Source organism: Amycolatopsis sp. NPDC088138, from assembly GCF_044741685.1.
Lineage (GTDB): Bacteria > Actinomycetota > Actinomycetes > Mycobacteriales > Pseudonocardiaceae > Amycolatopsis.
In genome coordinates this window covers 85,496-108,318 of record NZ_JBIUTB010000001.1, presented here as the reverse complement: position 1 = coordinate 108,318, position 22,823 = coordinate 85,496, and the positions used below count along the sequence as shown (strand labels likewise).

Below are 22,823 nucleotides of genomic sequence, written 5' to 3'. Positions count from 1 at the left end.
CGGCCGTGTCAACGCCCGGTCGGCAGCACCGGGTGCGGCCGGCCGTCGAGCCGCTCGTCCGAGCGGTACTGCAGCAGCAGCACCGAGTGCACCGGGGCCTCCAGCGCGGTGTAGCAGTGCGGCTCGCGGGCGTCGAACGCGACGTAGTCACCGGGGCCGACGTCGACCGTGCGGCCGGCCACCTCGACGCGCAGGCTGCCGGTCTGCACGACGGTGTGCTCGATCCCGACGTGCCCCTGCGACCGCTGCGGCGCGTCCCCGCGCACGACCTGGTCGTAGACCTCGAAGACGCCGTCGCCGGCGTCGATCCGGCGCAGCGGCCGCAGGTCGACGCCCTCCCCGCGCAGTACCTCGACGTCCGCGCCGCGCACCACCGTGAGCGCCCCGCCCGCGCGGTGGTCGAGCAGGTCGGAGATGGCCACCTCGAGCACCCGCGACAGGCTGAACACGGTCTCGATCGTCGGGTTGCCACCACCCGACTCCAACTGGGAGAGCGTGGCCTTCCCGATCCCCGACCGGCGGGACAGCTCGGACAGCGAGAGCCCCCGGGCCGTGCGCGCGGCCCGCAGGTTGACCGCCAGCATGTCCCGGATCGACGGGGTCCCGTCCTCCACCGCAGCGTCCCTTCGTTCGGCAAACCGTACGATCGGCGGAGCACATCGTTCGCTTTACCGATCGATGCCATCATGCCACGCGGACCCAGGCCTCGACCTCCTCGGCGGTCGAAGGGAACGAAGAGGACAGCAGCTCGTACCCGGTCGCGGTGACCACGACGTTGTCCTCGATGCGCACGCCGAGGCCACGCAGCTCCGGCGGTACCGTCCGGTCACCCGCGTGGAAGTACAGGCCCGGCTCGACGGCCAGCGCCATCCCCTCGGCCAGCTGCCCCAGCCGGTAGGCACTGGGGCTCGAGGCGGCGCAGTCGTGGACGTCCAGCCCGAGGAAGTGGCCGGTGCCGCAGACGATGTACCGGCGGTGGTGCTGCCCGTCCGGCGCCAGCGCCTCGTCCACCGACACCGGGAGCACGCCCCAGTCGTGCAGCCCCCTGGCCAGCACCTCCAGCGCAGTCGCCTGGAACGCGCCGAAGTCGTTGCCCGCGCGGACCTCGGCGAGCGCGGCGAGGTGCGCCGCGTGCACCAGGCCGTAGACGTCACGCTGGGCCGTCGTGAACTCGCCGGACACCGGGAAGGTGCGGGTGATGTCGGCCGTGTACAGCGAATCCAGCTCGACGCCGGCGTCCAGCAGCACGACGCTGTCCTGCGCCACCGGCCCGTCGCAGCGCGTCCAGTGCAGTACCGGCGCGTTCCGCCCGGCCGCGACGATCGACGTGTACCCGGGGCCGGTGCCCTCGGTGCGGGCGCGCCGGTCGAACGTGCCCTGCAGCCAGCGTTCCCCGCCGCCGCGCACCGCCTCCGGGAGCGCGGCGAGCACGTCGGCGAACCCGCGGGCGGTGGCGTCGACGGCGGCCCGCAGCTGGCCCACCTCCCACTCGTCCTTGATCCGCCGCAGCTCCGCGAGGACCGTGCGCAGCCGCTCGCTGTGGCCCTGCCCGTACGCGTCGAGCACCGGGTCGACACCGGCGGCGACCAGCACCTGCGGGTGCCGGCCACGCAGGCCGCGCGGCAGGTCCTCCAGCGGGCGGCACTCGAGGCCGAGCGCCTCGGCGTACGCGGCGGGCGTCGCGGCGGAGCCGACCCAGAGCGGGCTGGTGTCGGCGTCGCCGATGAAGTCGGTCTCGTCCGGCTCGGCCGGGCGCGGGACGTAGAGCGTGGCGTGGTGGCTGTCACCGGCCGGGGTCAGCACCAGGATCGCGCCTTCCCGCTGACACCCGGTGAGCCAGACGAAGTCGCTGTCGGCGCGGAAGCCGTGGAAGGTGTCGTTGGACCGCACCACCGCACGCCCGGCCGCGAGCGCGATCCGGTGCCCGGGCAGCGCCGCGGACAACCGGCCGCGGTGCGCGGCGGCGGCCTCGGCGGTGCCCTCCGGCACGTCGACGACGTCCGCGGCGGGCTCCCAGCCCTCACGGATCCAGTTCCGGAAGCCCTTCGCGCCCAGCAGCGCGCGCAGGTCGGGCCGGGTTCGGTCGCCGGTCATCGGCTCCCCCTCGATCTTCTCGAAGACAGGTCCGCCGCAGCGTCACACCGAGAACACCCGGGGTGTAATGGCCCGCGGCGATAGACTCCGGCTATGGCCCTGGAGATCCGGCAGCTGCGGGCGATCTGCGCCATCGCCGAGGCGGGCAGCCTGTCGCGGGCGGCCGCCGCGCTGGGCATGTCCCAGCCGTCGCTGACGTCCCTGCTGCAGCGCTTCGAGCGCCAGATCGGCACGCCGTTGTTCGTCCGCAGCCACACCGGCGTCACGCCGACCCCGGTCGGCGAGCAGACGCTGCGGCGGGCTTTGGTGCTGCTGCTGGACTTCGACCGGTTCGAGGCCGATCTCCTCGGCTCGGCCGGCACCGGCCCGCTCCGGCTGGGATCGTCCCCAATGGACTGTCTCCCGACGTTCGTCGAGCGGCTGGACGACGCGCTGCCCGGCCTCGAGGTGACCGTCCACTTGGAACCGTCGAGTGCGGTGCTGGCCCGGTCGCTGGCCCGCGCCACGCTCGACATCGCCGTCATCGCCATGTCGGACGACCAGGAGGTACCGCTGGCGAAGCACCTCGGGCACCGGGTGCTGCTGCCCTGGATCCCGGTCTTCATCGGCCTGCCCGCACGGCACCGGCTGGCCGGGGCCACCGAGGTCGACCTGGCCGACCTCGCGGACGAGGCCTGGGTCGGCCCGCCGGGCCCCGAGGACGGTTCGCTGACGTCGTTGCGCGCCGCGGCGCAGCGCGCCGGATTCACCCCGCGGATCCGCTTCGAGTGCCCGAACGGCGGCGGCCGTCAGCTGATCACGGCCGGCCAGGCGGTGGAGCTGGTCGAGCCCACCGCGCCCGAGCTGCCCGGCATGGTCGTGCGCCCCTTGAAGAACGACCCGATGCGCATGCGGCTCGTGCTGGCCTGGCGCAAGGAACGGGTGACCTGGGACCAGGCCGAGCAGGTCTACCGCGCGGCCATGACGTCCTACACCCGCCACGCGATGGCGTCGGTCCCGTTCCGGTCCTGGTGGACGCGGCGGCGGGACGAGCGGTCCTGGGACAGCCTGGTCGGCTACTTCGGCGAAACGGGCTGAGCCGTCAGAGGTCGAAGTCCTCGGGCCGCAGCCCGTCGAGCTCGGCGCGGAAGCGGGCGACCTCGGCCTCGGTGTCGAGCGCGTCGGCCGCCGGGCTCTCGGCCTCCTGCTCCTCGACCTCGAGCTGCACCGACGCGACGTCGAGGACCTCCTCGGCGACCCGGATCGGCGCGCCCTGGCGCAGGCCGAGCGCGACCGCGTCACTCGGGCGGGCCGACACGCGGGTGCCGTCCACGAGCACGAGGTCGGCGTAGAAGATGCCGTCGCGGACCTCGGTCAGCTCGACCGCCGCGACACCCTGGCCGAACGCCGAAAGCACGTCGCCGAGCAGCTCGATCGTGCCCGGCCGCGGCTGCTCGATCTGCTCGCGGGCCCGGACCAGGGCCTCGGCCTCGCCGTACCCGATCATGATGGCGAGCCAGCGGCGGGCGCCGTCGGGCTCCCGCAGCAGCATCAAGGGGGCCTCGCCCGGCACCGGGACGGCCATCCCCACAACCTCGATCGGGATCACGCTGACCACCGCACCCTCCGTGTAAGGACCCTCCGCGCGCGAGGTACCCAGAAAGTCCGGGTTTACACCCTGCTTTCGGCCGCTACTTTTTCACCAGAACGGCCGCCGGCTCGGCCTACCGGCCTGACCACCCGAAACGTCCGGCTCTTCTCCGCTGCGGACAACGCCGGAATCCCTTGCCCGGCGGCGCCGGGCGCTGTCACCGTCACGGGTGTGGAACCGACGATTTCCCGCAGCATAGACGTGCCCGTGGACGCGGCCACCGTGTGGTCGTGGGTCACCGACCTGCCGCGGATGGGTGAGCTGAGCCCCGAGAACATCGGCGGCCGCTGGCTCGACGGCACCGGACCGGCCCTGGGCGCGCGGTTCCGCGGCCGCAACCGCAACGGCGAGCTGCAGTGGTGGACGCGGGTGCTGGTGGTCGCCTGCGAGCCGGACCGCCGGTTCGCCTTCGACGTGCGGACGCCGCTCGGCTCGCGCGTCTCCCGGTGGGAGTACGTGCTGACGCCCACCGCGTCCGGCTGCGTGGTCACCGAGAACTGGTACCGGATCGGCAGCTGGGTCGTGCGGAAGTTCATGGGGCCCAAGGTCACCGGCCGGGTCGACCGGCCCGGGTACAACGTCGAGTCGATCGAGCACACCCTCGCGGCGCTCAAGGCGCGCGCGGAGCTGCGGGCCGCGGCGTGAGCTAGGTCGCTCCGAGCAGCTCAGTCTCTTGTTTAAACCCACTCTCCCGACTAGGTTGCTTTTTCAAACCTAGGAGGGACATGCCCGCCACCGCGCCGAAGCCCGGCCTCGTGCTGCTGGTCGTCTCGACGGCGGCCTTCCTGGCCAGCCTCGACACGTTCATCGTCACCATCGCCTTCCCCGGCATCCGGGCCGCGTTCCCGGGAGACGACCTCGCGACGCTGTCGTGGGTGCTCAACGGCTACACGGTCCTGTTCGCCGCCTGCCTCGCGCCCGCCGGGCGCCTCGCCGACCGCTACGGCCGCAAGCGGCTGTTCCTCATCGGTGTCGCGGTGTTCACGCTCGCCTCGGCCGCGTGCGCGGCCGCGCCGTCGATCCCGGTGCTGATCGGGTTCCGCGCGGTGCAGGCGGTCGGCGCGGCCCTCGTCATGCCGACGTCGCTGGCGCTGCTGCTGACGGCGTTCCCCGCGCACCGCCGCCCGATGGCGGTCGGGGTCTGGGCATCGGTGGGTGCGGCGGCCGCGGCGCTCGGCCCGCCGGTCGGCGGCCTGCTGGTGGAGGCGTCCTGGCGCTGGGTGTTCCTGGTGAACCTGCCGATCTGCGCGGCGACGCTGCTGGCCGGGCCGCGTGTGCTGCGCGAGTCGCGCGACACGAGCACCGGCGTCCCGGACCTGCTCGGCGCGGCCGGGCTCCTCGTCGGCGTCGGGGCGCTCGCCTACGCGCTGGTCGAGGCACCCGACCACGGCTGGGGCTCCCCCGCCGTGCTGCTCGCGTTCGCGGTGACCGCCGTCGCGCTGGCCTGGGTGCCGCTGCGGTCCTCGCGCCACGCCGTGCCGGTGCTGGACCTGCCCGCGCTGCGCGTCCCGACGTTGTGGCTGGCCTGCGTGACCACCGGGGTGTTCGCCGCCGGGTTCGCCGCGATGCTGTTCGGCAACGTCCTGTTCCTGACGTCGGTCTGGCACGACTCGGTGCTGCTCGCCGGGCTGTCGCTGGCGCCGGGGCCGCTGATGGTGGTGCCGGTGTCGATCCTCGGCGGCCGGTTCGTGCACCGCTTCGGGCCGGGCCCGATCGTCGCGCTCGGCGGCGTCTCGTTCGGACTGGGGGCGCTGATCTGGTTGCTGCGCATGGATTCCACGCGTGACTACGTCGGCGCGATGCTCCCCGGCCAGCTGCTGACCGGGATCGGCGTCGGCCTGATCCTGCCATCGCTGTCCGGCGTGGTGGGCACGGTCCTGCCGGCCGCTCGCTGGGGCGCGGGGTCGTCGATGGTCAACACGACGCGGCAGGTCGGCACGGTCCTGGGCACCGCGGTCCTGGTCGCGATCTTCGCGGGCACCCCGGACCTGACGGACTTCCGCGACGGCTGGCTCCTGATCCTGGCCACGGCGGTGGCCACTTCGGCGGGCGGCCTGCTGATCGCCGCCCGGCGCCGGACCGACCACCACGTCGAGCCGAGTCCGGCACCGGTGATGCCCGCTCAGGACGTCCAGGCGTAGTCCAGCGCGGCGAGGCCCTCGTTGATGCGGTCCAGCGGAATCGCGCCGTAGCCCAGCACCAGGCCCTGCTCCGGGAACCCGCCGCACAGGTCGGACAGGGTCTGGACTTCCGCCCCGGCCAGGGAAGCGCGGGCCGCGACGGGCTCGAGGTCGTCGTCCGACAGGGCGCACAGGTGCAGGCCCGCGGCCGACGGGACCACCCGCAGCCGGCCCGCGAACACCCTTTCCAGCGTCGAGGTGATCCGCTCGTGCCGCTCGGCGTAGACCTTCGTCGCGCGGCGGATGTGCCGGGCGAACAGGCCCTCGTCGATGAACCGCGCGAGTGCCGCCTGCGCGGGCAGGTCGCCGTGCCAGTCCGAGAGCTGGCGGGCGTGGCGCAACGCGTCCCGCAGCGACGCCGGCGCGACCAGGAAACCCAGGCGCAGCATGGGAAGCAGGGTCTTGGAGAACGATCCGACGTACGCCACCCGGCCGTCACGGTCGAGGCTTTGCAACGGTTCCAGCGGCCGGTCCGAGAACCGGAACTCGCTGTCGTAGTCGTCCTCGACGATCACCGCGTCCGCCCGCTCGGCCCACGCGAGCAGCGCCGTGCGCCGGGCCAGGGACATCGGTGTGCCGAGCGGGAACTGGTGGGACGGCGTGACGTACACCAGGCGGGTCCGCGGCGGCAGCGCGGCGACGTCGAGGCCCTCGCCGTCGACGGGCACTCCGACGACTTCCGCGCCGTGCGAAGCGAAAAGCAGCTTCGCGAGCCGGTAGCCGGGTTCCTCGACGGCCACCCGGTCCCCCGGTTCGAGCAGCACCCGGCACAGCAGGTCGAGCGCCTGCTGCGCGCCTTGGGTGACGAGCACGTCGTCCGCGCCCGCCCGGACCGACCGCGAGACGCCGACGTGCCGGGCGATGGCCGCCCGCAGGCCCGGGTGGCCGGCCGGGTCGACGTAGTGCGCGAACCACGCGGCGTCCCGCAGTTCCCGCGCGAGGAACCGCCGCCACGTCTCCAGCGGGAACAACTCGGCGTCGGGGATGCCGACGCGGAAGTCGTACTCCGGCACCTGCGTCGCCGGCGCGACCGGCGGCGGCAGCGAACGCCACACGGCCTTCGGCTGCGGCCTGGCGCCCGAAGGCGCCTTGCGCGGCTTCGCCCGGGCGGGCAGCTCGGCGCACACGAACGTCCCGGCGCCGACGCGCCCGGTGAGGAAGCCGTCGGCGGTCAGCCGGTCGTAGGCCACCGCGACGGTGTTGCGCGAGACCGCCAGCCGCCGCGCCAGCTCGCGGGTCGGCGGGAGCCGCTCCCCCGCGCGCAGCCTGCCGTCGAGCACGGCGTCACGCAGCTGCCGGTAGATCCGGACGCTGAGGTCGCCCCGCCCGGCGAGACTCACGTGGAAGTCCATCCGCCGAGGCTACATTGGCCCAATCAATCAGGCCACAATTGGATCTGGGATCGGGCCAAGTCGCGCTCTAACGTAACCCTCATGACAGTGACTCTGGACCGCCCCGTGAAGGCCCCCAAAACGGCGCCCGGCCGGTTGCTCGCGGCCGCCCAGCTGGCCGGCTCGCTCGGCGACGGCGCGTTCCTGACCTGCTCGGTCCTGTTCTTCACCCGGATCGTCGGCCTGACGCCGGCCCAGGTCGGGCTCGGCCTCACCCTCGGCTGGGCCGTCGGCTCGGTCGCCGGCGTGCCCCTCGGCCACCTCGCCGACCGCCACGGCGCCCGCGGTTCCGCGGTGCTGCTGGCCCTCGCGACGAGCGTGTCGATCCTCGCCTTCCTGGTCGTCCGGTCGCCGCTGCTGTTCGTCCTGGCCGCGTGCCTCTACGCGAGCTGCCAGACCGGCCTCGCCGCCGCCCGCCAGGCTTTGCTGGCCGCGCTCGCCGACCCGGAGCACCGCACCCGCATCCGCGCGCAGCTGCAGTCCGCGGGCAACGCCGGGCTCGCCATCGGCGCCGGGCTGGGCGGCCTCGCCCTTTCGGCCGACACGGCGTCGGCGTACCTGACGGTCTTCGTCCTGGACGCCGTGACCTTCCTGGTCACCGCGGGACTGCTCTTCGCGCTGCCCACGGTGGCGGGGTCGGCCCTGCCGAAAGCCGGTGAGCCGAAGCTGGCCGTGCTGCGCGACCGGCCGTACGCCGTGGTGACGCTGCTGAACGCGATCCTGTTGCTGCGCATGCCGTTGCTGAGCGTCGCGATCCCGCTGTGGGTCGTGGAACGCACCGCCGCGCCCGGTTGGACGGTGTCCGCGCTGTTCGTGCTCAACACCGTCGTCGTGGTGCTGTTCCAGGTCCGGGTGGCGGGACGGCTGGCGAGCATCGGCTCGGCGGCGCGGATGGTCCGCCGGTCCGGCGTGCTGCTGTTCGCCTCCTGCGTCGCCTTCGCGCTGTCCGCGTCGGGCACCTCGCCGTGGGTCGCGTTCGCCGTGCTGGTCGTCGGCGCACTGGTGCAGGTGTTCGGCGAGATGCTGCAGTCGGCGGGCACCTGGGAGATCGGCTTCGCGCTCGCGCCGGCCGACAAGCAGGGCCAGTACCAGGGTTTCTTCGGCACCGGGACGTCGGTGGCCCGCGCGATCGGCCCGGTGCTGCTGAGCACGGTCGTCATCGGCTGGGGCCTGCCGGGCTGGCTGCTCATGGGCGCGATCTTCCTGGCCGCGGGCTTCGCGATGGGGCCGGCGGTGCGCTGGGCCCAGGAGAACGCTAGGACTTCAGCTGCCGCGCGTTGAGCCCGTACTGCCCCATCTTGCGGTAGAGCGTCGCGCGGCCCATGCCGAGCCGCGCGGCCGCGTGCACCACCGTCGCACCCGGTTCGGACAGGCACCGCACGATCTCGTCGCGTTCCAGGGCCTGCAGCCGGCTCAGCCGGTGCCCGACGCCGGTGAACACCTCGGCCGGCAGGTGCTGGGTGTCGATGACGTCCGAACGCGCGGCGGCTTCGCGCATCACACGCCGAAGCTGCTTCGCGTTCTCCGGCCAGTCGTAGGCCATCAGCGCGCGCGACGCCGCCGACGTGAACGTGACGTCGCGGCCGCGGTCCCGCCGGGCGAAGTGGTGGGCCAGCGGGAGGACGTCGTCGGGGCGGAACCGCAGGGCCGGCACCTCGACGACCCGGTCGACCAGCGGGCTCAGCGCCGCGGGCAGCGCACCGGCGTCCTCCGCGGTGAGCACGAACGGGACCAGCCCGCCCGCGGCACGCGCCTCGGCGAACAGCCGCGCCAGCTCCCCCGCCGCCCACGCGGGCAGCGCGTCCACGCCCGACACGATGACGCACGTGTCGTCCTTGGTCAGTTCGGGTGTCCAGAGCGTGAGCCACGTGTCGACGTCGTCGGGCGCGGGCGGGCGCGCGTTGAGCACGCGGTCGCGGGGCCGCACCTCCCGGTGCGCGAGCGAGGCCAGCGCCGTCTTGCCCGCCCCGGGTTCGCCGACGACGGCGACGACCCGGCCACCCGCCAAGGCCGCCTGCGTCTCGGCGAAAGCGGTGGTCCACGCGGGTGAGAGCCGCGGCAGGGTCCCGGGGTCGACGCGGTCGGCGTAGACGCGGAACACCTCGCCGCGCGGCGTCGGGCGGGCGATCCGGCCGGACGCACGGGCCAGCATCAGCGCCGCGGTGTTCCCGGCGGCGGCCTGGGCCAGGGCCAGCAGCAGCTCGGACGACTGCTCGGACCACGTCGTCAGGTTGACGCTCCCGGCGAGCGTGCCGGTGAGCGGGTCCAGCACCGGCACCGCCGCGCAGGTGTATCCGCGCAGGTCGGCGCAGTAGTGCTCCCCGCCGCGCACCAGCGACGGCGCCCGGTCGGCCAGCGCCAGGCCGAGCCCGTTGGTGCCCGCGTTGCTCTCGGCGTAGTAGAACCCGGGCGCCAGGTACACCTTGTCGAGCGAGCGGCTGATCGAGGCGTCCGTGCAGAGGCGGTTCAGCACCAGGCCTTCGCTGTCGGTGATCATCAGGCTGATCGGCTCGTTGGCCAGGGTCGTCTGCAGGCCGCGCAGCACCTCGGTGCCGCATTCGTAGAGCAGCGAACCGGTGTCGACCGCGCCCGAGAACACCGGCAGGACCTCGTCCTCGGGTACGCCGTAGCGCACGCTGCGCTGCCAGGACGCCCGCAGCCGGGGCGCGATGGCGGCGGCGCCGCGCACGTCGAACGACCGCGTGACGTGCACCTGTGGGCTCTCCACCTCGACCTCCGCTGCGTCGGACTCCCCGACGCTACGTCCGCCGGGAGCGTTCGCCTGTCTCATATCGAGACACCGGGTGGGTCCCCGGCCAGGGCCGTCGTGCCTACCGTCGCCAGCACGGGCCAACGGAGGTCACGAACGCGGAGGACGCACATGTACAGCAAGGACGGCGAAAACTACTTCATCGTGGACGCGCACGTGGCGCTCTGGGACGCGCGCCCGGAGAACCAGCGCAACATCCACGGCAAGCAGTTCATCGACTGCTTCTACGACTACCACCGCAACCTCAGCCCGGAGTCCGAGGTCTGGCCGTACGAGGACTACCTCTACCAGGGTGGCGAGCGGCTGCTGAAGGACCTGTTCGAGGACGGCTACGTCGACCACGCGATCTTCCAGCCCGCCCACCTCGGCGCGTTCTACAACAACGGCTTCGGCCAGACCGAGGAAGCGTTCGCGCTGACGCAGAAGCACCCGGGCAAGCTGACCTACAACCACAACTTCGACCCGCGGCTCGAACAGGCCGGGCTCGACCAGTTCAAGAAAGACGCCAAGCGCTTCGGCCTCAAGGGCGTCAAGCTCTACACCGCCGAGTGGCAGGGTGATTCGCGCGGGTACAAGCTGAACGACCCGTGGACGTACAAGTACCTGGAAGCCTGCCAGGAACTGGGCGTCAAGAACATCCACGTCCACAAAGGACCGACCATCCGGCCGCTCGACCGCGACGCCTTCGACGTCGCCGACGTCGACCACGCCGCCACCGACTTCACCGACCTGAACTTCGTCGTGGAGCACTGTGGGCTGCCGCGCCTGGAGGACTTCTGCTGGATCGCCACGCAGGAGCCGAACGTGCACGCGGGCCTCGCGGTGGCGATGCCGTTCATCCACACCCGGCCGAAGTACTTCGCGCAGATCGTCGGCGAGCTGCTGTACTGGCTGGACGAGGACCGCATCCAGTTCTCCAGCGACTACGCGATCTGGACGCCGAAGTGGCTGATCGAGCGGTTCGTCGACTTCCAGATCCCGGAGGACCTGCCCGAGTACGCGCCGCTGACCGTGGACCAGAAGAAGAAGATCCTCGGGCTCAACGCGGCGAAGATGTACGACATCCCGGTGCCGTCGGAGCTGCAGCTCGCGCCGATCGAGACCCAGGCCGTCTCGGTGGCGTGAGGTGGACGCCTACACCGCGCTGGACGCGGTCCTCGACCCGGAGCTCGACGAGCCCATCACCGACCTCGGCTTCGTGAAGTCGCTCGAGGTCGACGGCGGGCGCGTCACCGTCCACTTGCGACTCCCGACGTCGTTCTGCGCGCCGAACTTCGCCTACCTCATGGCCTCGGACGCGAAGGACGTGCTGACGGCGTTGCCCTGGACCGACGAGGTCGTCGTCATGCTCGACGACCACCACGACTCGGACCTGATCAACCGCGGCCTCGCGGCGGACGCGGGCTACCGCGGCACGTTCGGCCACGAGGCCGAGGAGGATCTCGAAGAGCTGCGGCAGACGTTCCGGCGCAAGGCCCACCAGGCCGCGATGGAACGCGCGCTGACGGTCCTGGTGCGTGCGGACGAGCACGTCGACCTGCACGCGGTGACCCTCGCCGACCTACCTTTGGTGCCCTCTTCCGAGGCCTTGGTGCGCCGTCGCGAGGCGCTCGGGCTGTCGCTCGACCCGTCGGCGCCGGTGCTGGTCGACGAGCACGGAACGCCGTTCCCGCGTGAGGAGATCCCGCTGCGGCTGCGGTTCGCGCGGTCGGTCCGGATCTCCATCGAGGGCAACGCGCACTTCTGCCGCGGTTTACTCCGCACCCGCTATCCCGAGTCCACTGTGGAGGCTTCCTGAGAGCGGTCGCGGTAGCCGACCCCGGACCAGTAGACCGGGGTGAGGCTGCGGATCCCCGTCGGGGTCGGTACGGGCGGTGGCGAAGTCGGCGGTGAACGGGGTGGCGTCAGCTCGGGCGCCGGCCAGCTCGAGGACGGTGACCGGTGATCCACCGGTCACCGTCGCCGGCAGCTGCCGGACGCCGGTCACGCGCGGTGGCGTGTCGCCCGGGCGCCAGCCGGCGCTCGCGGCGAAAGCCACTTCGCTGCGGCATTGCTCTTCGCTCGCGGCGACCACGGCGCAGAAGTTCGGCTGTTTGGCCAGCGAAACCGCCGTGGCGAGCAGGGATTCCGCTTCGGCACGCGACACCGGGTCCGGAGGCACCGCCGCGCCGGCCGACGGCCGGTCCGGCGAGGCGCAGCCGGCGAGGCTCGCGGCCACCACGGCGACCGCCGGCAGCACCCTGGCCGCACGGCGACCGCGCTTCGGTGCCTTCACGGACTTCGAGCCTCCTCGGCGGTGGGGCCTCACTGGCTCGGCGGCGCAGCAGGAGCAGCGAGAAGTCCGGACCGGCGGCAGCACCCTGGCCGCACGGCAACCGCGCTTCAGTGCCTTCACGGACTTCGAGTCTCCTCGGTGGTGGGGCCTCACTGGCTCGGCGGCGCAGCAGGAGCCTGGTGCAGCGAGAGGTCCGGACCGGCGGCGGTGTCCTGGGCCCAGGCCCCGGACGCCGCCGTCCAGGTCTGGCCGGCGAAGCTCACCTTGTCCACTCCCAGCGCCTCCGCGCGGCCGACCAGCCAGCTCGCGTACGTCCAGCCCTGGGCCGCCGGGTGCGCTCCGCTCAACTTGGCCGTGCCCAGCTCCGCCGTCGCCAGGGCCGCGATGTCCGCGGGCGGTGCCAGGGTCAGGTTGCGGCAGGTCAGCGACGCCGGGAACTGGCCGTTGAACGCCGCCGCCATCGCGCGCGACTGCGGCTCCCACTGCGCGTACGCGTCCGGGGCGCCCGAGCGCTGGATGGCCTGCGCCGCCTCGGTGATCGGCATCGTCTCCCAGCCCGGCAGCTTCTCGAGCTTCTCGTAGAAGGCCGTCGACGCGTAGACCGGGTCACGCAGCTGCGCGACCGTGCCCCAGCCCTGGCTCGGCCGCTGCTGGAACAGCCCGACCGAGTCGCGGTCGCCGCCCTCGAGGTTCTGCAGCTTCGACTCCTGCAACGCCGTGGCCAGCGCGACCGTCGCCGCGTGCGGGGCCAGGCCCAGCTTGGTGCCGACGGCCGAGATCTTCGCGGCGTTGTCCATCTGCTCCGGCGTGAACGTGACCGACGTCGCGTTCTCCCCCGGCGAGGTCACCGTGCACCCGGGCGACCGGACCGGGCTGCGCACGAGCACCGACACCACGACGATCCCCGCCGTCAGCACGACGACCGCCCCCAGGAAGATGGCCACCTTCAGGCCACATCCACGCACACTGCCTCCCCGTCACCCGATCGCACCAGTCTGCCCTGTCGGAAGACGCGGGGCGCGGGGCGGGGTTCAGTGGCCGGTGCCGAGGAAGATCGGGTTGGACATCGCGACCATGGCGTTGGGCGTCGTCGTGTTCGGGCCACCGGACGGGCGCCGGACCTCGACGCGCACCCAGCGGCTGTAGCGGGGGTAGGTCGTCCACGTGACGGTCGCCGCGCCGGAGTCGCCGACGGTCTCGGTGTGCTCCGGGCCCAGCTGGTCGAGGAACGTCACCGTCGTGCCCGGCACGCCGCCGACCGTCGCGCTGACCGTCACCGGCGTGCCGATCCCGGCCGGGAGCCGGTCGCCGATGCCCGCGGTGCGCCCGCCGCCGGAGACCGTGAAGTCCAGCTGGACCGCCGACGACTCGGCCAGCCACGACCGGCCGGCCTTCAGCCCGGCCAGGAGCTCCTTGCGGCGCAACCGGTCGGCGTACACGACGGTGTGCGGCAGCGCGACGCGCTGGTCCGGGTTGTGCGCGTCCGAGTCGCCGATCGCCGGGATGAACCGGCCGCCGCGCAGCAGCCCGTCCCAGTGGATGACGCTCGCCTCGTCGTCCTGGGTCCACGGCCCGTTCCACACCTCGACGAGGTCGGCGATCTCGTAGGCGAACTCGTACGTGCAGCCGAAGCAGTTGGCGAACGGGTGCGCGGCGGTGACCAGGCCGCCGGCGCGGTGCACCTGGTCGGTGAACCGGCGGAAGTCCTGCGGATCGGCCGCGCGGTAGCGCCAGTCGATCCAGGTGCCGGCGGGCAGGCCGAGCGCGGGCCAGTGCCCGGACCGCGTCGTCACCTCTTCGCCGTTGAGGATCAGCAGGTCGTCCGTGGCGTGCTCACCCCACTGCAGCTGCGCGCTGGAGGTGTTGTGGTCGGTCGAGACGATGAAGTCCAGACCGGCGGCGCGCGCGTCGGCGACCAGCTGCTCCGGGGTGCGGCGGCCGTCGGAGTGCACGGTGTGCAGGTGGCCGTCGCCGCGGTACCAGGCGCGGCCCTTCTCGCGGGCGGGCGCGGTCTCCGGCGCCGGGTTCGGCTGGAACGGCGCGCCGTCGGGCCCGAAGGTGAGCGTGATGTCGACCTTGTAGTTCAGGCCCTGCGGCGCGACGGTGTACGGGCCCAGGATGACGTGCCAACGACCGGGCTTGACCGGCCCGGCGAGGTAGCCGGGGGTCGCCTCGGACGCGCTGATCGAGAACCGGTCGCGGAACCCGCCGGACCAGCCGCGGAACCCGCGGGCGTTGCCCAGGTCGTGGCCCTCCGGGCCGAACACGCCGATGTCACAGGCGTTCCCGCGGGTGCCGGCGGGCACCTGCGGCTTGTCGTAGGAGTACACGACGTCGATCTGCTTGACCCCGCGCGGGACGTCGACGGGCAGGTAGTACCAGTCCGGGATGTCCGGCTTGAAGGTGCCGGTGACGGTCTGCGTCCGGGTACCGCCGGTCTGCTCCGCGAACGCGACGCCCGGCAGCATCCCCGCGGCCGCGGCCAGCCCGCTCGCGCGGAGCAACGTACGCCTGCTGACATCCATGCCGACCTCCGCATCAGTGACGGCCCGACGCTAGGTCAGCAAGGCGAACGCGAACAAGAACCGGCGGTGAACTCTTCACCTCCTGGCCCGCTTCGCGACAACTCTCGCCACCGCGACGACGGTGACGGCGGCGGCGAGCCCAAGCCGCGTCAGGTCGACGGCCGGCACCCACTTCGCCGTGCCGTTGCGCACGACGAACGCCCCGGCGGGCCGCGCGAGCACCCCGAACCCGGCGCCTTCGCGCAGGGGCAGCGCGTCCGTGTCGCCGCCACCCCCGCCCCCGAACACCGCGGCGGCCGGGATCACGACGACGCCGTCCCGTTCGACCGGTTCGCCGTAGACCAGCTTCGCGGAGAAGACGTCCCGCGCCGCCGAAGCCAGGTGTGCCAGGTCCATCTGCCCAGCATGAGGGCCGGGCCCGGCCGTGGCGTCTCTTCGGCAGGCATGGCCTCTCTCTACGTCTATCTCTACCTAGCCATGGTAGAGTAAAGGTATGGGTGCCCGGACCGGACCACGGATGACACTGCCGACGCAACTGGTGCTGCGCGCGTTGCTCGCCGAGCCCGCGCGGGAGATGTACGGGCTGGAGATCTGCGCGGTCGCCGAACTTCCCAGCGGCACGATCCACCCGATCCTGGCCCGGCTGGAGGGCATCGGCTGGCTCGAAAGCCGCTGGGAAGACGTCGACCCGCACGAAGCCGGCCGGCCGAGGCGGCGGTTCTACCGGCTGAGCCGCGACGGCGCGGCCTCGGCACTGACCGCGCTCGCCCGCGCGGAGGCCGCCGCGGCCAAGCTCGCCGGCCGGGGGCTGCGGCCCGGACTCGCCGGCGGTGCCGGATGAGACGCCGCCACACCGAGCAGGACGCCGCCGACCTCGCGCTGGCCCGCCGGCTCGAGGACACCCTGGACCGCGCTCGCGCCAAGAAGGACAACGCCGAAGAGCTGGCCACGGCCCGGCGGCTGGCGCACATCCTGTCCAACAACCGCGCGCTGGCCTTCGCTCCCCACCGGGAGCTCACCCGCCGCCTGGCCAACAGCCTCGACCTGGCCTGCGACCTGGCCGCCGCCACGGACGCCGACACCGTGCTGCACCTGGCCTGGACCGCCGAAGCCGCGGCCAGGGTGGAGCTGCGCGCGGAGGGCGACCGGGAACAGGTGACGACCGCCCTGCAAGCCGTCCTCGAAGCACGGCTCACGGCACTCGATGCCCGGCGCTCCCGGGCCGAGCTGTTCGAGCGGCTCGAGTTCGCCCGCACCGTCGCCGGGCCCATGGACGGCGATCCCGTCGGCGAGGCGCGCGTCACGGTCGCCAAGGTCATCCGGCAGCTGGCGCGGAACACGGCACCGGTCACCCCCGGGCGGCCGGGCCTGGTCTGCCGCAACGTACTGGGACTAGCGCTGCAGGTACTGCCGCCTGCCCAGCGTCCCCGCTTCGGGGAGGAGTTCCGCGGCGAGCTGGCCGAGCTGCCTCGCGGGCGTCAAATCCACTACGCGGTAAGGCAACTCGCCCATTCCTTCGCGCTGCGGCGGTGCCTCGTCCGCGCCGCCGCGGCCGAGCGCGGACGGAGCTGACCGTGGCGAACCGCGCCGACAACGCCTACACCGCGCTCGTGCGCCACGTCGTGGCCGACGGGGCGCGCACCGCCAGGGCCGCGGTGCTCATCCTCGTCGTGACGGTCGCCGTGGCCGGCGTCGTCGCGACGGTGGCGCTGACCGCGGGCGGCCTCGGCGCCACCTGCCTGGGCGGCGTCACGCTGGCCGGCGCCGCGCTCCGCGCGTTCCGGCGGCGGTGAAAGCGGAATTCTTCCCCTCCGGCGTGTGAACCCGGCGTATCCGGGGCATCAACCCGTGACACCTGTGCTCGGGGAGAACGCCCGTACCGAGGGAGACCGCGATGACCTTCGACTTCGTCAGCCGCTGGATGGGCCGGCATCGCGAGCGGCCCGGTGTCACCGTGGACCTCGCCTGCGGCGGCCGCGTCACCCTGCGTGAGATCGACGGGCGGCCCGTGCTGGCGATCACCACCGCGCCCGGGCCCGACGGGCGGTGCAGCGTAGCCGCCGTGCCGTTGTCGGAGGCCGAACGCCGGGAACTGGGGCAGGTACTGGAGTCGGACGTGCTGCTGGCCTCCTGAACATAGGGGTGGCAACCAGATGTTTTCCTAGTCACCCCGGGCGTAGGGTTCCCCGTGTGCTTTGTGGCAGTCCTCGCGAGAATCCGGCGCCGCGCGGTGTGGCGCCGGTCGCTTTTTGTGGGGTTCCCACAAAGCATCGCCTCCGGCATGCGCCATGCCGGACATTGGCCAGCCCGTCGGTCATCGACCAGGGTGTAGGCAGGTGCAGGCGACGCCCCGGGGCAGGTGCGTCGCCTTCTGTGCGTGGGTACTTGGGAGGCTCAGCCGGTGTTCAGTCGTGTCGCCATCGTCAACCGTGGAGAAGCCGCAATGCGGCTGATCCACGCCGTCCGGGATCTCTCCGCGGAAACCGGGGAGCGGATCGAGACGGTCGCCCTCTACACCGACGCGGACCGCACCGCGACCTTCGTCCGCGAAGCCGACGTGGCCTACAACCTGGGCCCGGCCTCGGCGCGGCCGTACCTCGACCTGGGGGTGCTGGAGAAGGCCCTCGTCGAGACGAAGGCCGACGCCGCCTGGGTCGGCTGGGGCTTCGTCGCTGAGGACCCCGCCTTCGCCGAGCTGTGCGAGAAGGTCGGCGTCACGTTCGTCGGGCCGAGCGCGGACGCGATGCGCAAGCTCGGGGACAAGATCGGCGCCAAGCTGATCGCCGAAGAGGTCGGTGTCCCGGTCGCGCCGTGGAGCCGCGGCGAGGTCGCCACCCTCGAGGACGCCCTGCGCGCCGGCGACGACATCGGCTACCCGCTGATGCTCAAGGCGACCGCGGGCGGCGGCGGGCGCGGCATCCGCATGGTGGCCTCCGGCGAGGACCTCGCTGACGCCTACGAGCGCACCAGCCAGGAAGCGCTGCGCGCCTTCGGCTCCGGTGTCGTGTTCCTGGAGCGGCTGGTCACCGGCGCCCGGCACGTCGAGGTCCAGGTGATCTCCGACGGCGGGACGGCTTGGGCGCTGGGCGTGCGCGACTGCTCGGTGCAGCGCCGCAACCAGAAGATCATCGAAGAGTCCTCCTCCCCGGTGCTGGGCCCGGAGCAGACGGCCGAGCTGAAGGCCTCGGCCGAGCGGCTCGCCGTCGCCGTCGGCTACCGCGGCGCCTGCACCGTCGAGTTCCTCTACCACCCGGGCGAGAAGCTGTTCGCCTTCCTCGAGGTCAACACCCGCCTGCAGGTCGAGCACCCGATCACCGAGATCACCACCGGCACCGACCTGGTCAAGCTGCAGCTGCACGTCGCCGGCGGCGGCAAGCTCGAGGGCGACCAGCCCGCCGAGAGCGGCCACGCCGTCGAGGCGCGCCTCAACGCCGAGGACCCCGACCGCGACTTCGCCCCCTCCCCCGGGCGCATCGCCCGGCTGGCCCTGCCCGCCGGCCCCGGCATCCGCGTCGACACCGGCGTCAGCGAAGGCGACACGATCCCGGCCGACTTCGACTCGATGATCGCGAAGATCATCGCCTACGGCCGCGACCGCGACGAGGCGCTCGCCCGGCTGCGCCGCGCGATGGCCGAGACCATCGTGATCATCGAGGGCGGCGCCACCAACAAGAGCTTCGTGCTCGACCTGCTCGACCAGCCCGAGGTGATCGACGCCAGCGCCGACACCGGCTGGATCGACCGCGTCCGCGCCGAGGGCCGCCTGGTCACCCACCGGCACTCCGCGATCGCGCTGGCCGCGGCCGCCATCGAGGCCTACCAGGACGAGGAAGAGGTCTCCGTCCAGCGGCTGCTGACCACGGCGTACGGCGGCCGCCCGCAGGTGCAGCACGAGTCCGGCCGCCCGCTGGACCTCAAGCTGCGCGGGGTCGGCTACCGCGTCACCGTGGCCCGCTGCGGCCAGAAGCGCTTCCGCGTCGGCATCTCGGGCGGCGGCGACGTGCACCCGGCCGACGTCGAGATCGAGCGGTTCGACGCCCACAGCGGCCTGATCGTCGTCAACGGCCAGCGGTTCCGGTTCATCTCCGCCACGCACGGCCCGATCCACCTCGTCGAGGTCGACGGCGTCACCCACCGGATCAGCCGCGACGAGGGCGGCGTCGTCCGCTCCCCCGCGCCCGCGCTGGTCGTCGCGACACCGCTGTCGGTGGGCGACGAGGTCGAGGCGAACGCGCCGATCCTGGTGCTGGAGAGCATGAAGATGGAGACGGTGCTGCGCGCGCCGTTCCGCGCCCGGGTCCGCGAGTGCCCGGTGTCGGTGGGCAGCCAGGTCGAGACCGGCGCCCCGCTGATGCGGCTCGAGCCGCTGGCCGACGGCGCCGAAGAGGAAGAGGCCACCGAAACCGAGACCGTCGAGATCGAGCTGCCCGCCGTGCCGTCGGGCGTCTCCGCCGAGGCCCGGGTCGAACGCGGCCTGCAGGATCTCCGCAGCCTGCTGCTGGGCTTCGACGTCGACCCGGCCGAGCGCAAGCGCGTGCTGTCGGCCTACCTGGCCGCCCGCGCCGAGCTGGGTGCCCGCCCGCTCGAGGGTGAGCGCGAGCTGCTGACCGTGTTCGCGGACCTGTCCGAGCTGAGCCGCAACAAGCCGGGCGGCGAGCTCGACACCGAGCCGGGCAGCCCGGTGCACAGCGCGCGGGAGTTCTTCCACAGCTACCTGCAGAGCCTGGACGTCGAGCGCGCGGGCGTCACCGAAGGCTTCCAGGCCAAGCTGACGAAGGTCCTGGGGCACTACGGCGTCACCGACCTCGACCGCACGCCGGAGCTGGAAGGCGCGGTCTTCCGGATCTTCCTGGCGCAGCAGCGGATGTCGTCGGACGTCGCCGTCGTCTCCGAGCTGCTGCGGCAGTGGCTGGCCGGCGCCCCGCCGCTCGAGTCGGACAGCGAGCGCGCCGGCCTCACCCTGGAGCACCTGGTCGAGGCGACGCAGGTGCGCTTCCCGACGGTGTCCGACCTGGCCCGCGGCGTGGTGTTCCGCTGGTTCGCCCAGCCGCTGCTGCGCCGCAGCCGCGCCCGCGTCTACGCCGCGGTCCGCGACGAGCTGCGTCACCTCGACCGGAACCCGGACTCCCCGGACCGCGCCGAGCGGATCCAGACCATGGTGGCCAGCGCCGAGCCGCTGGTCCGGCTGATCGGCCAGCGGATCGGGCGGCCCGGCCGCGACCACGCGCCGCTGCTGGAGGTCCTGACCCGCCGCTACTACGGCAACCGCGGGCTGGCCGAGGTCACCCCGCGCGACGCCGCGGGCTGCCGGTTCGTCACCGCCGAGCACACCGGGCGCCACGGCGTGACGCGGGTGGTCACCACCGCCGTCGACATCGCCGCCCTGCCCGACGCGATCGGCGCGGTCGGCACGTTCGCCGCCGACGTCCCCGAGCGCGGCCTGGTCGCCGACCTCTACGTCACGTGGGAGGGCCAGCCGGACGCCGACGCGATGGCCGTGCGGCTCGGGGAGATCCTGGCCGGGCAGTCGCTGCCCGCCGGGGTCCGCCGGATCACCACCACGGTGGCCGGCACCAGCGGTGCGGTGATGCACCATCACTTCACCTTCCGCCCCGACGGCGCCGGCTTCGCCGAGGACAGGCTGATCCGCGGCCTGCACCCGATGATCGCGCAGCGCCTGCAGCTGCAGCGGCTGCGCGAGTTCGACCTCACCCGGCTGCCGTCGTCGGACGAGGAGATCTACCTCTTCAAGGCCGTCGCGAAGAGCAACCCGGCCGACGAGCGGCTCATCGCGATGGGCCAGGTCCGCGACCTGACGCCGCTGCGGGAGGCCGACGGCCGGCTGGTCTCGCTGCCCGCGGTCGAAGACGCGATCACCGCGTGCCTCGACGCGATCCGCAACATCCAGGCGCAGCGGCCGCAGAACAAGCGGTTCGACACCAACCGGATCATGATGTACGTCTGGCCGTCGACCGAGATCACCCCGGAAGAGCTGAACACGCTGGTCCAGCGCATCCTGCCGACCACGGCGGGCGCCGGGCTGGAGGAGGTCCAGTTCCTGGCCCGCCAGCGCGCCCACTCCGGCGAGCTGACCGAGATCGCCGTCCGGATCACCCTCGACCCGGGCAACGGCGCGCGCCTGCACGTCGGCGCGCCGACCGACGAGCCGCTGCAGCCGCTGGACGACTACCGCCAGAAGGTGCTGCGCGCGGCGCGGCGCGGCAACGTCTACCCGTACGAGCTGACCGGCCTGCTGTCCGGGACCGACGGCAGCTTCGTCGAGCACGACTTCGACGAGGCCGGGGCGCTGGTGCCGGTGGACCGCCCGAAGGGCAAGAACTCCGCGGCAATCATCGCGGGTGTCGTGACCACGCCGACCGAGCGGCACCCCGAGGGCGTTACCCGCGTCGTGCTGCTCGGCGACCCGACGAAGGCGCTGGGCGCGCTGTCGGAGCCGGAGTGCTCGCGGGTCATCGCGGCGCTGGACCTGGCCGAGCGGATGCAGGTCCCGCTCGAGTGGTTCGCGGTGTCGGCGGGCGCCCGGATCTCGATGTCCTCGGGCACCGAGAACATGGACTGGGTCGCCGCGGCGCTCAAGCGGATCGTCACGTTCACCCAGGACGGCGGCGAGATCAACGTCGTGGTCGTCGGCATCAACGTCGGCGCCCAGCCGTACTGGAACGCCGAAGCGACGATGCTCATGCACACCAAGGGCGTCCTGATCATGACCCCGGACTCGGCGATGGTGCTCACCGGCAAGCAGGCGCTGGACTTCTCCGGCGGTGTGTCGGCCGAGGACAACTTCGGCATCGGCGGTTACGACCGCGTGATGGGCCCGAACGGCCAGGCGCAGTACTGGGCGCCGAACCTGACGGCCGCGCGCGACGTGCTGATGTCGCACTACGACCACACCTACGTCGTGCCGGGTGAGACCGGCCCGCGCCGGGCCGCCTCGAACGACCCGGTGGACCGCGACGTCTCGCCGTACCCGCACGCGATCGTCGGCAGCGACTTCAAGACGGTCGGGGAGATCTTCTCGGCCCAGCACAACCCGGACCGCAAGAAGGCCTTCGACATCCGCACGGTGATGCGCGCGCTCTCGGACCAGGACCACCCGGTGCTGGAGCGCTGGGCGGGCATGGCCGACGCCGACACCTCGGCGGTGCAGGACGTGCACATCGGCGGCTGGCCGGTCTGCCTGGTCGGCATCGAGTCGCGTTCGGTGCCCCGCCGCGGCTTCCCGCCCACCGACGGCCCGGACGCCTACACCGCGGGCACGCTGTTCCCGCGGTCGTCGAAGAAGACCGCGCGGGCGATCAACGCCGCGTCGGGCAACCGGCCGCTGGTCGTGCTGGCGAACCTATCCGGATTCGACGGCTCGCCGGAGTCGCTGCGGAAGCTGCAGCTGGAGTACGGCGCGGAGATCGGCCGGGCGATCGTCAACTTCGACGGCCCGATCGTGTTCTGCGTGATCTCCCGCTACCACGGCGGCGCGTTCGTGGTGTTCTCCAAGGCGCTCAACCCGAACATGACGGTGCTGGCGCTGGAAGGCTCGTTCGCCTCGGTGCTGGGCGGCGCCCCGGCCGCGGCGGTGGTCTTCTCCGGCGAGGTCAACAACCGCACGGCGACCGACCCCCGGGTGACCGAGCTGCAGGCCCAGGTATCGGCGGCCAGCGGCGCCGAGCGGGCGGCGCTCAACGCCCAGCTGGCGGAGGTCCAGTCCTCGGTCCGCGCGGAGAAGGTCGGCGAGGTGGCCGCGGAGTTCGACCGCGTCCACAACATCCAGCGCGCGGTCGAGGTCGGCTCGGTGGACGCGATCATCAGCGCGGCGGAACTGCGGCCGCGGATCATCGAGTCGATCGAGCACGGCCTGAAGAAGTAGCCCTTCCGGCAACCGGGGCCGGCCACTCAGGTGGTCGGCCCCAGTTTTCGTTTCCGGCGCCTGATGGGGGTTTCAC

At 72.8% G+C, this 22,823-nt stretch carries 20 protein-coding genes; 11 read left to right on the top strand and 9 right to left on the bottom strand.

The annotated features are described in order from the left end of the window. Positions 1-8: 8 nt before the first annotated feature. Positions 9-614, bottom strand: coding sequence for a helix-turn-helix domain-containing protein (locus ACIOD2_RS00515; protein WP_400532684.1), 606 nt, complete (start codon positions 612-614; stop codon positions 9-11). 70 nt (positions 615-684) lie between these two features. Continuing rightward, positions 685-2,094 (bottom strand): aminopeptidase P family protein, encoded by a 1,410-nt coding sequence (locus tag ACIOD2_RS00510; protein WP_400532682.1) that lies wholly within the window; start codon positions 2,092-2,094, stop codon positions 685-687. A gap of 93 nt (positions 2,095-2,187) precedes the next feature. Here ACIOD2_RS00510 and ACIOD2_RS00505 point away from each other — a divergent pair, with 93 nt between their 5' ends. Beyond that, positions 2,188-3,171, top strand: a complete 984-nt coding sequence (locus ACIOD2_RS00505; protein WP_400532680.1) for a LysR family transcriptional regulator — start codon at positions 2,188-2,190, stop codon at positions 3,169-3,171. A 4-nt stretch (positions 3,172-3,175) separates the two neighbouring features. On the opposite strand, the gene ACIOD2_RS00500 is transcribed toward ACIOD2_RS00505, so the two are convergent. Then, positions 3,176-3,691, bottom strand: a complete 516-nt coding sequence (locus tag ACIOD2_RS00500; RefSeq protein WP_323330839.1) for a bifunctional nuclease family protein — start codon at positions 3,689-3,691, stop codon at positions 3,176-3,178. Positions 3,692-3,895: 204 nt separating this feature from the next. Between ACIOD2_RS00500 and ACIOD2_RS00495 the strand changes: the two genes are divergently transcribed. Then, a complete protein-coding gene (locus ACIOD2_RS00495; RefSeq protein ID WP_400532678.1) occupies positions 3,896-4,369 on the top strand; it encodes an SRPBCC family protein in 474 nt (157 codons plus the stop codon). An 80-nt stretch (positions 4,370-4,449) separates the two neighbouring features. Next, positions 4,450-5,865 (top strand): MFS transporter, encoded by a 1,416-nt coding sequence (locus ACIOD2_RS00490; protein WP_400532676.1) that lies wholly within the window; start codon positions 4,450-4,452, stop codon positions 5,863-5,865. Here ACIOD2_RS00490 and ACIOD2_RS00485 read toward each other — a convergent pair. Then, on the bottom strand, positions 5,847-7,256 hold the full coding sequence (locus tag ACIOD2_RS00485) for a PLP-dependent aminotransferase family protein (protein ID WP_400532674.1): 1,410 nt from the start codon (positions 7,254-7,256) through the stop codon (positions 5,847-5,849). The two genes, ACIOD2_RS00490 and ACIOD2_RS00485, sit on opposite strands and share 19 nt — an antisense overlap. 81 nt (positions 7,257-7,337) lie before the next feature. On the opposite strand from ACIOD2_RS00485, the gene ACIOD2_RS00480 reads away from it, so the two are divergent. Then, positions 7,338-8,576, top strand: a complete 1,239-nt coding sequence (locus tag ACIOD2_RS00480) for an MFS transporter (RefSeq protein WP_400532672.1) — start codon at positions 7,338-7,340, stop codon at positions 8,574-8,576. On the opposite strand, the gene ACIOD2_RS00475 is transcribed toward ACIOD2_RS00480, so the two are convergent. Next, positions 8,551-10,023: a helix-turn-helix domain-containing protein gene (locus ACIOD2_RS00475; RefSeq protein ID WP_400532670.1), complete on the bottom strand. Its 1,473-nt coding sequence runs from the start codon at positions 10,021-10,023 to the stop codon at positions 8,551-8,553. The genes ACIOD2_RS00480 and ACIOD2_RS00475 overlap by 26 nt on opposite strands. Before the next feature lie 153 nt (positions 10,024-10,176). Between ACIOD2_RS00475 and ACIOD2_RS00470 the strand changes: the two genes are divergently transcribed. Both ACIOD2_RS00470 and ACIOD2_RS00465 read left to right on the top strand, forming a co-directional pair. After that, positions 10,177-11,190 (top strand): amidohydrolase family protein, encoded by a 1,014-nt coding sequence (locus ACIOD2_RS00470; protein WP_400532668.1) that lies wholly within the window; start codon positions 10,177-10,179, stop codon positions 11,188-11,190. 1 nt (position 11,191) lies between these two features. After that, complete coding sequence (locus ACIOD2_RS00465; RefSeq protein WP_400532666.1) at positions 11,192-11,863, top strand: iron-sulfur cluster assembly protein; 672 nt, start codon at positions 11,192-11,194, stop codon at positions 11,861-11,863. On the opposite strand, the gene ACIOD2_RS00460 is transcribed toward ACIOD2_RS00465, so the two are convergent. The 4 genes from ACIOD2_RS00460 to ACIOD2_RS00445 form a co-directional block, all read right to left on the bottom strand. Further along, positions 11,819-12,340, bottom strand: a complete 522-nt coding sequence (locus ACIOD2_RS00460) for a hypothetical protein (RefSeq protein ID WP_400532664.1) — start codon at positions 12,338-12,340, stop codon at positions 11,819-11,821. The genes ACIOD2_RS00465 and ACIOD2_RS00460 overlap by 45 nt on opposite strands. 149 nt (positions 12,341-12,489) lie before the next feature. Beyond that, positions 12,490-13,278 carry a hypothetical protein gene (locus tag ACIOD2_RS00455; protein ID WP_400535355.1) on the bottom strand — a complete coding sequence of 263 codons (789 nt, stop codon included), beginning with the start codon at positions 13,276-13,278 and terminating at the stop codon, positions 12,490-12,492. A 93-nt stretch (positions 13,279-13,371) separates the two neighbouring features. Then, positions 13,372-14,865: a CehA/McbA family metallohydrolase gene (locus tag ACIOD2_RS00450; protein ID WP_400532662.1), complete on the bottom strand. Its 1,494-nt coding sequence runs from the start codon at positions 14,863-14,865 to the stop codon at positions 13,372-13,374. 75 nt (positions 14,866-14,940) lie between these two features. Next, a complete protein-coding gene (locus ACIOD2_RS00445) occupies positions 14,941-15,261 on the bottom strand; it encodes a hypothetical protein (protein WP_400532660.1) in 321 nt (106 codons plus the stop codon). 121 nt (positions 15,262-15,382) lie between these two features. Between ACIOD2_RS00445 and ACIOD2_RS00440 the strand changes: the two genes are divergently transcribed. From ACIOD2_RS00440 to ACIOD2_RS00420, 5 genes are all read left to right on the top strand, one after another. Beyond that, the gene (locus ACIOD2_RS00440; protein ID WP_400532658.1) at positions 15,383-15,706 is read left to right on the top strand and encodes a PadR family transcriptional regulator; all 324 of its coding nucleotides are present in this window, start codon (positions 15,383-15,385) and stop codon (positions 15,704-15,706) included. Further along, positions 15,703-16,437: a hypothetical protein gene (locus ACIOD2_RS00435; protein WP_400532656.1), complete on the top strand. Its 735-nt coding sequence runs from the start codon at positions 15,703-15,705 to the stop codon at positions 16,435-16,437. The genes ACIOD2_RS00440 and ACIOD2_RS00435 overlap by 4 nt, the downstream gene beginning before the upstream one ends. A gap of 2 nt (positions 16,438-16,439) precedes the next feature. After that, positions 16,440-16,658: a hypothetical protein gene (locus ACIOD2_RS00430; protein WP_400532654.1), complete on the top strand. Its 219-nt coding sequence runs from the start codon at positions 16,440-16,442 to the stop codon at positions 16,656-16,658. 101 nt (positions 16,659-16,759) lie between these two features. Then, complete coding sequence (locus ACIOD2_RS00425) at positions 16,760-16,999, top strand: hypothetical protein (RefSeq protein ID WP_323330826.1); 240 nt, start codon at positions 16,760-16,762, stop codon at positions 16,997-16,999. A 267-nt stretch (positions 17,000-17,266) separates the two neighbouring features. Next, on the top strand, positions 17,267-22,747 hold the full coding sequence (locus tag ACIOD2_RS00420; protein WP_400532652.1) for a biotin carboxylase N-terminal domain-containing protein: 5,481 nt from the start codon (positions 17,267-17,269) through the stop codon (positions 22,745-22,747). Positions 22,748-22,823 lie beyond the last annotated feature (76 nt).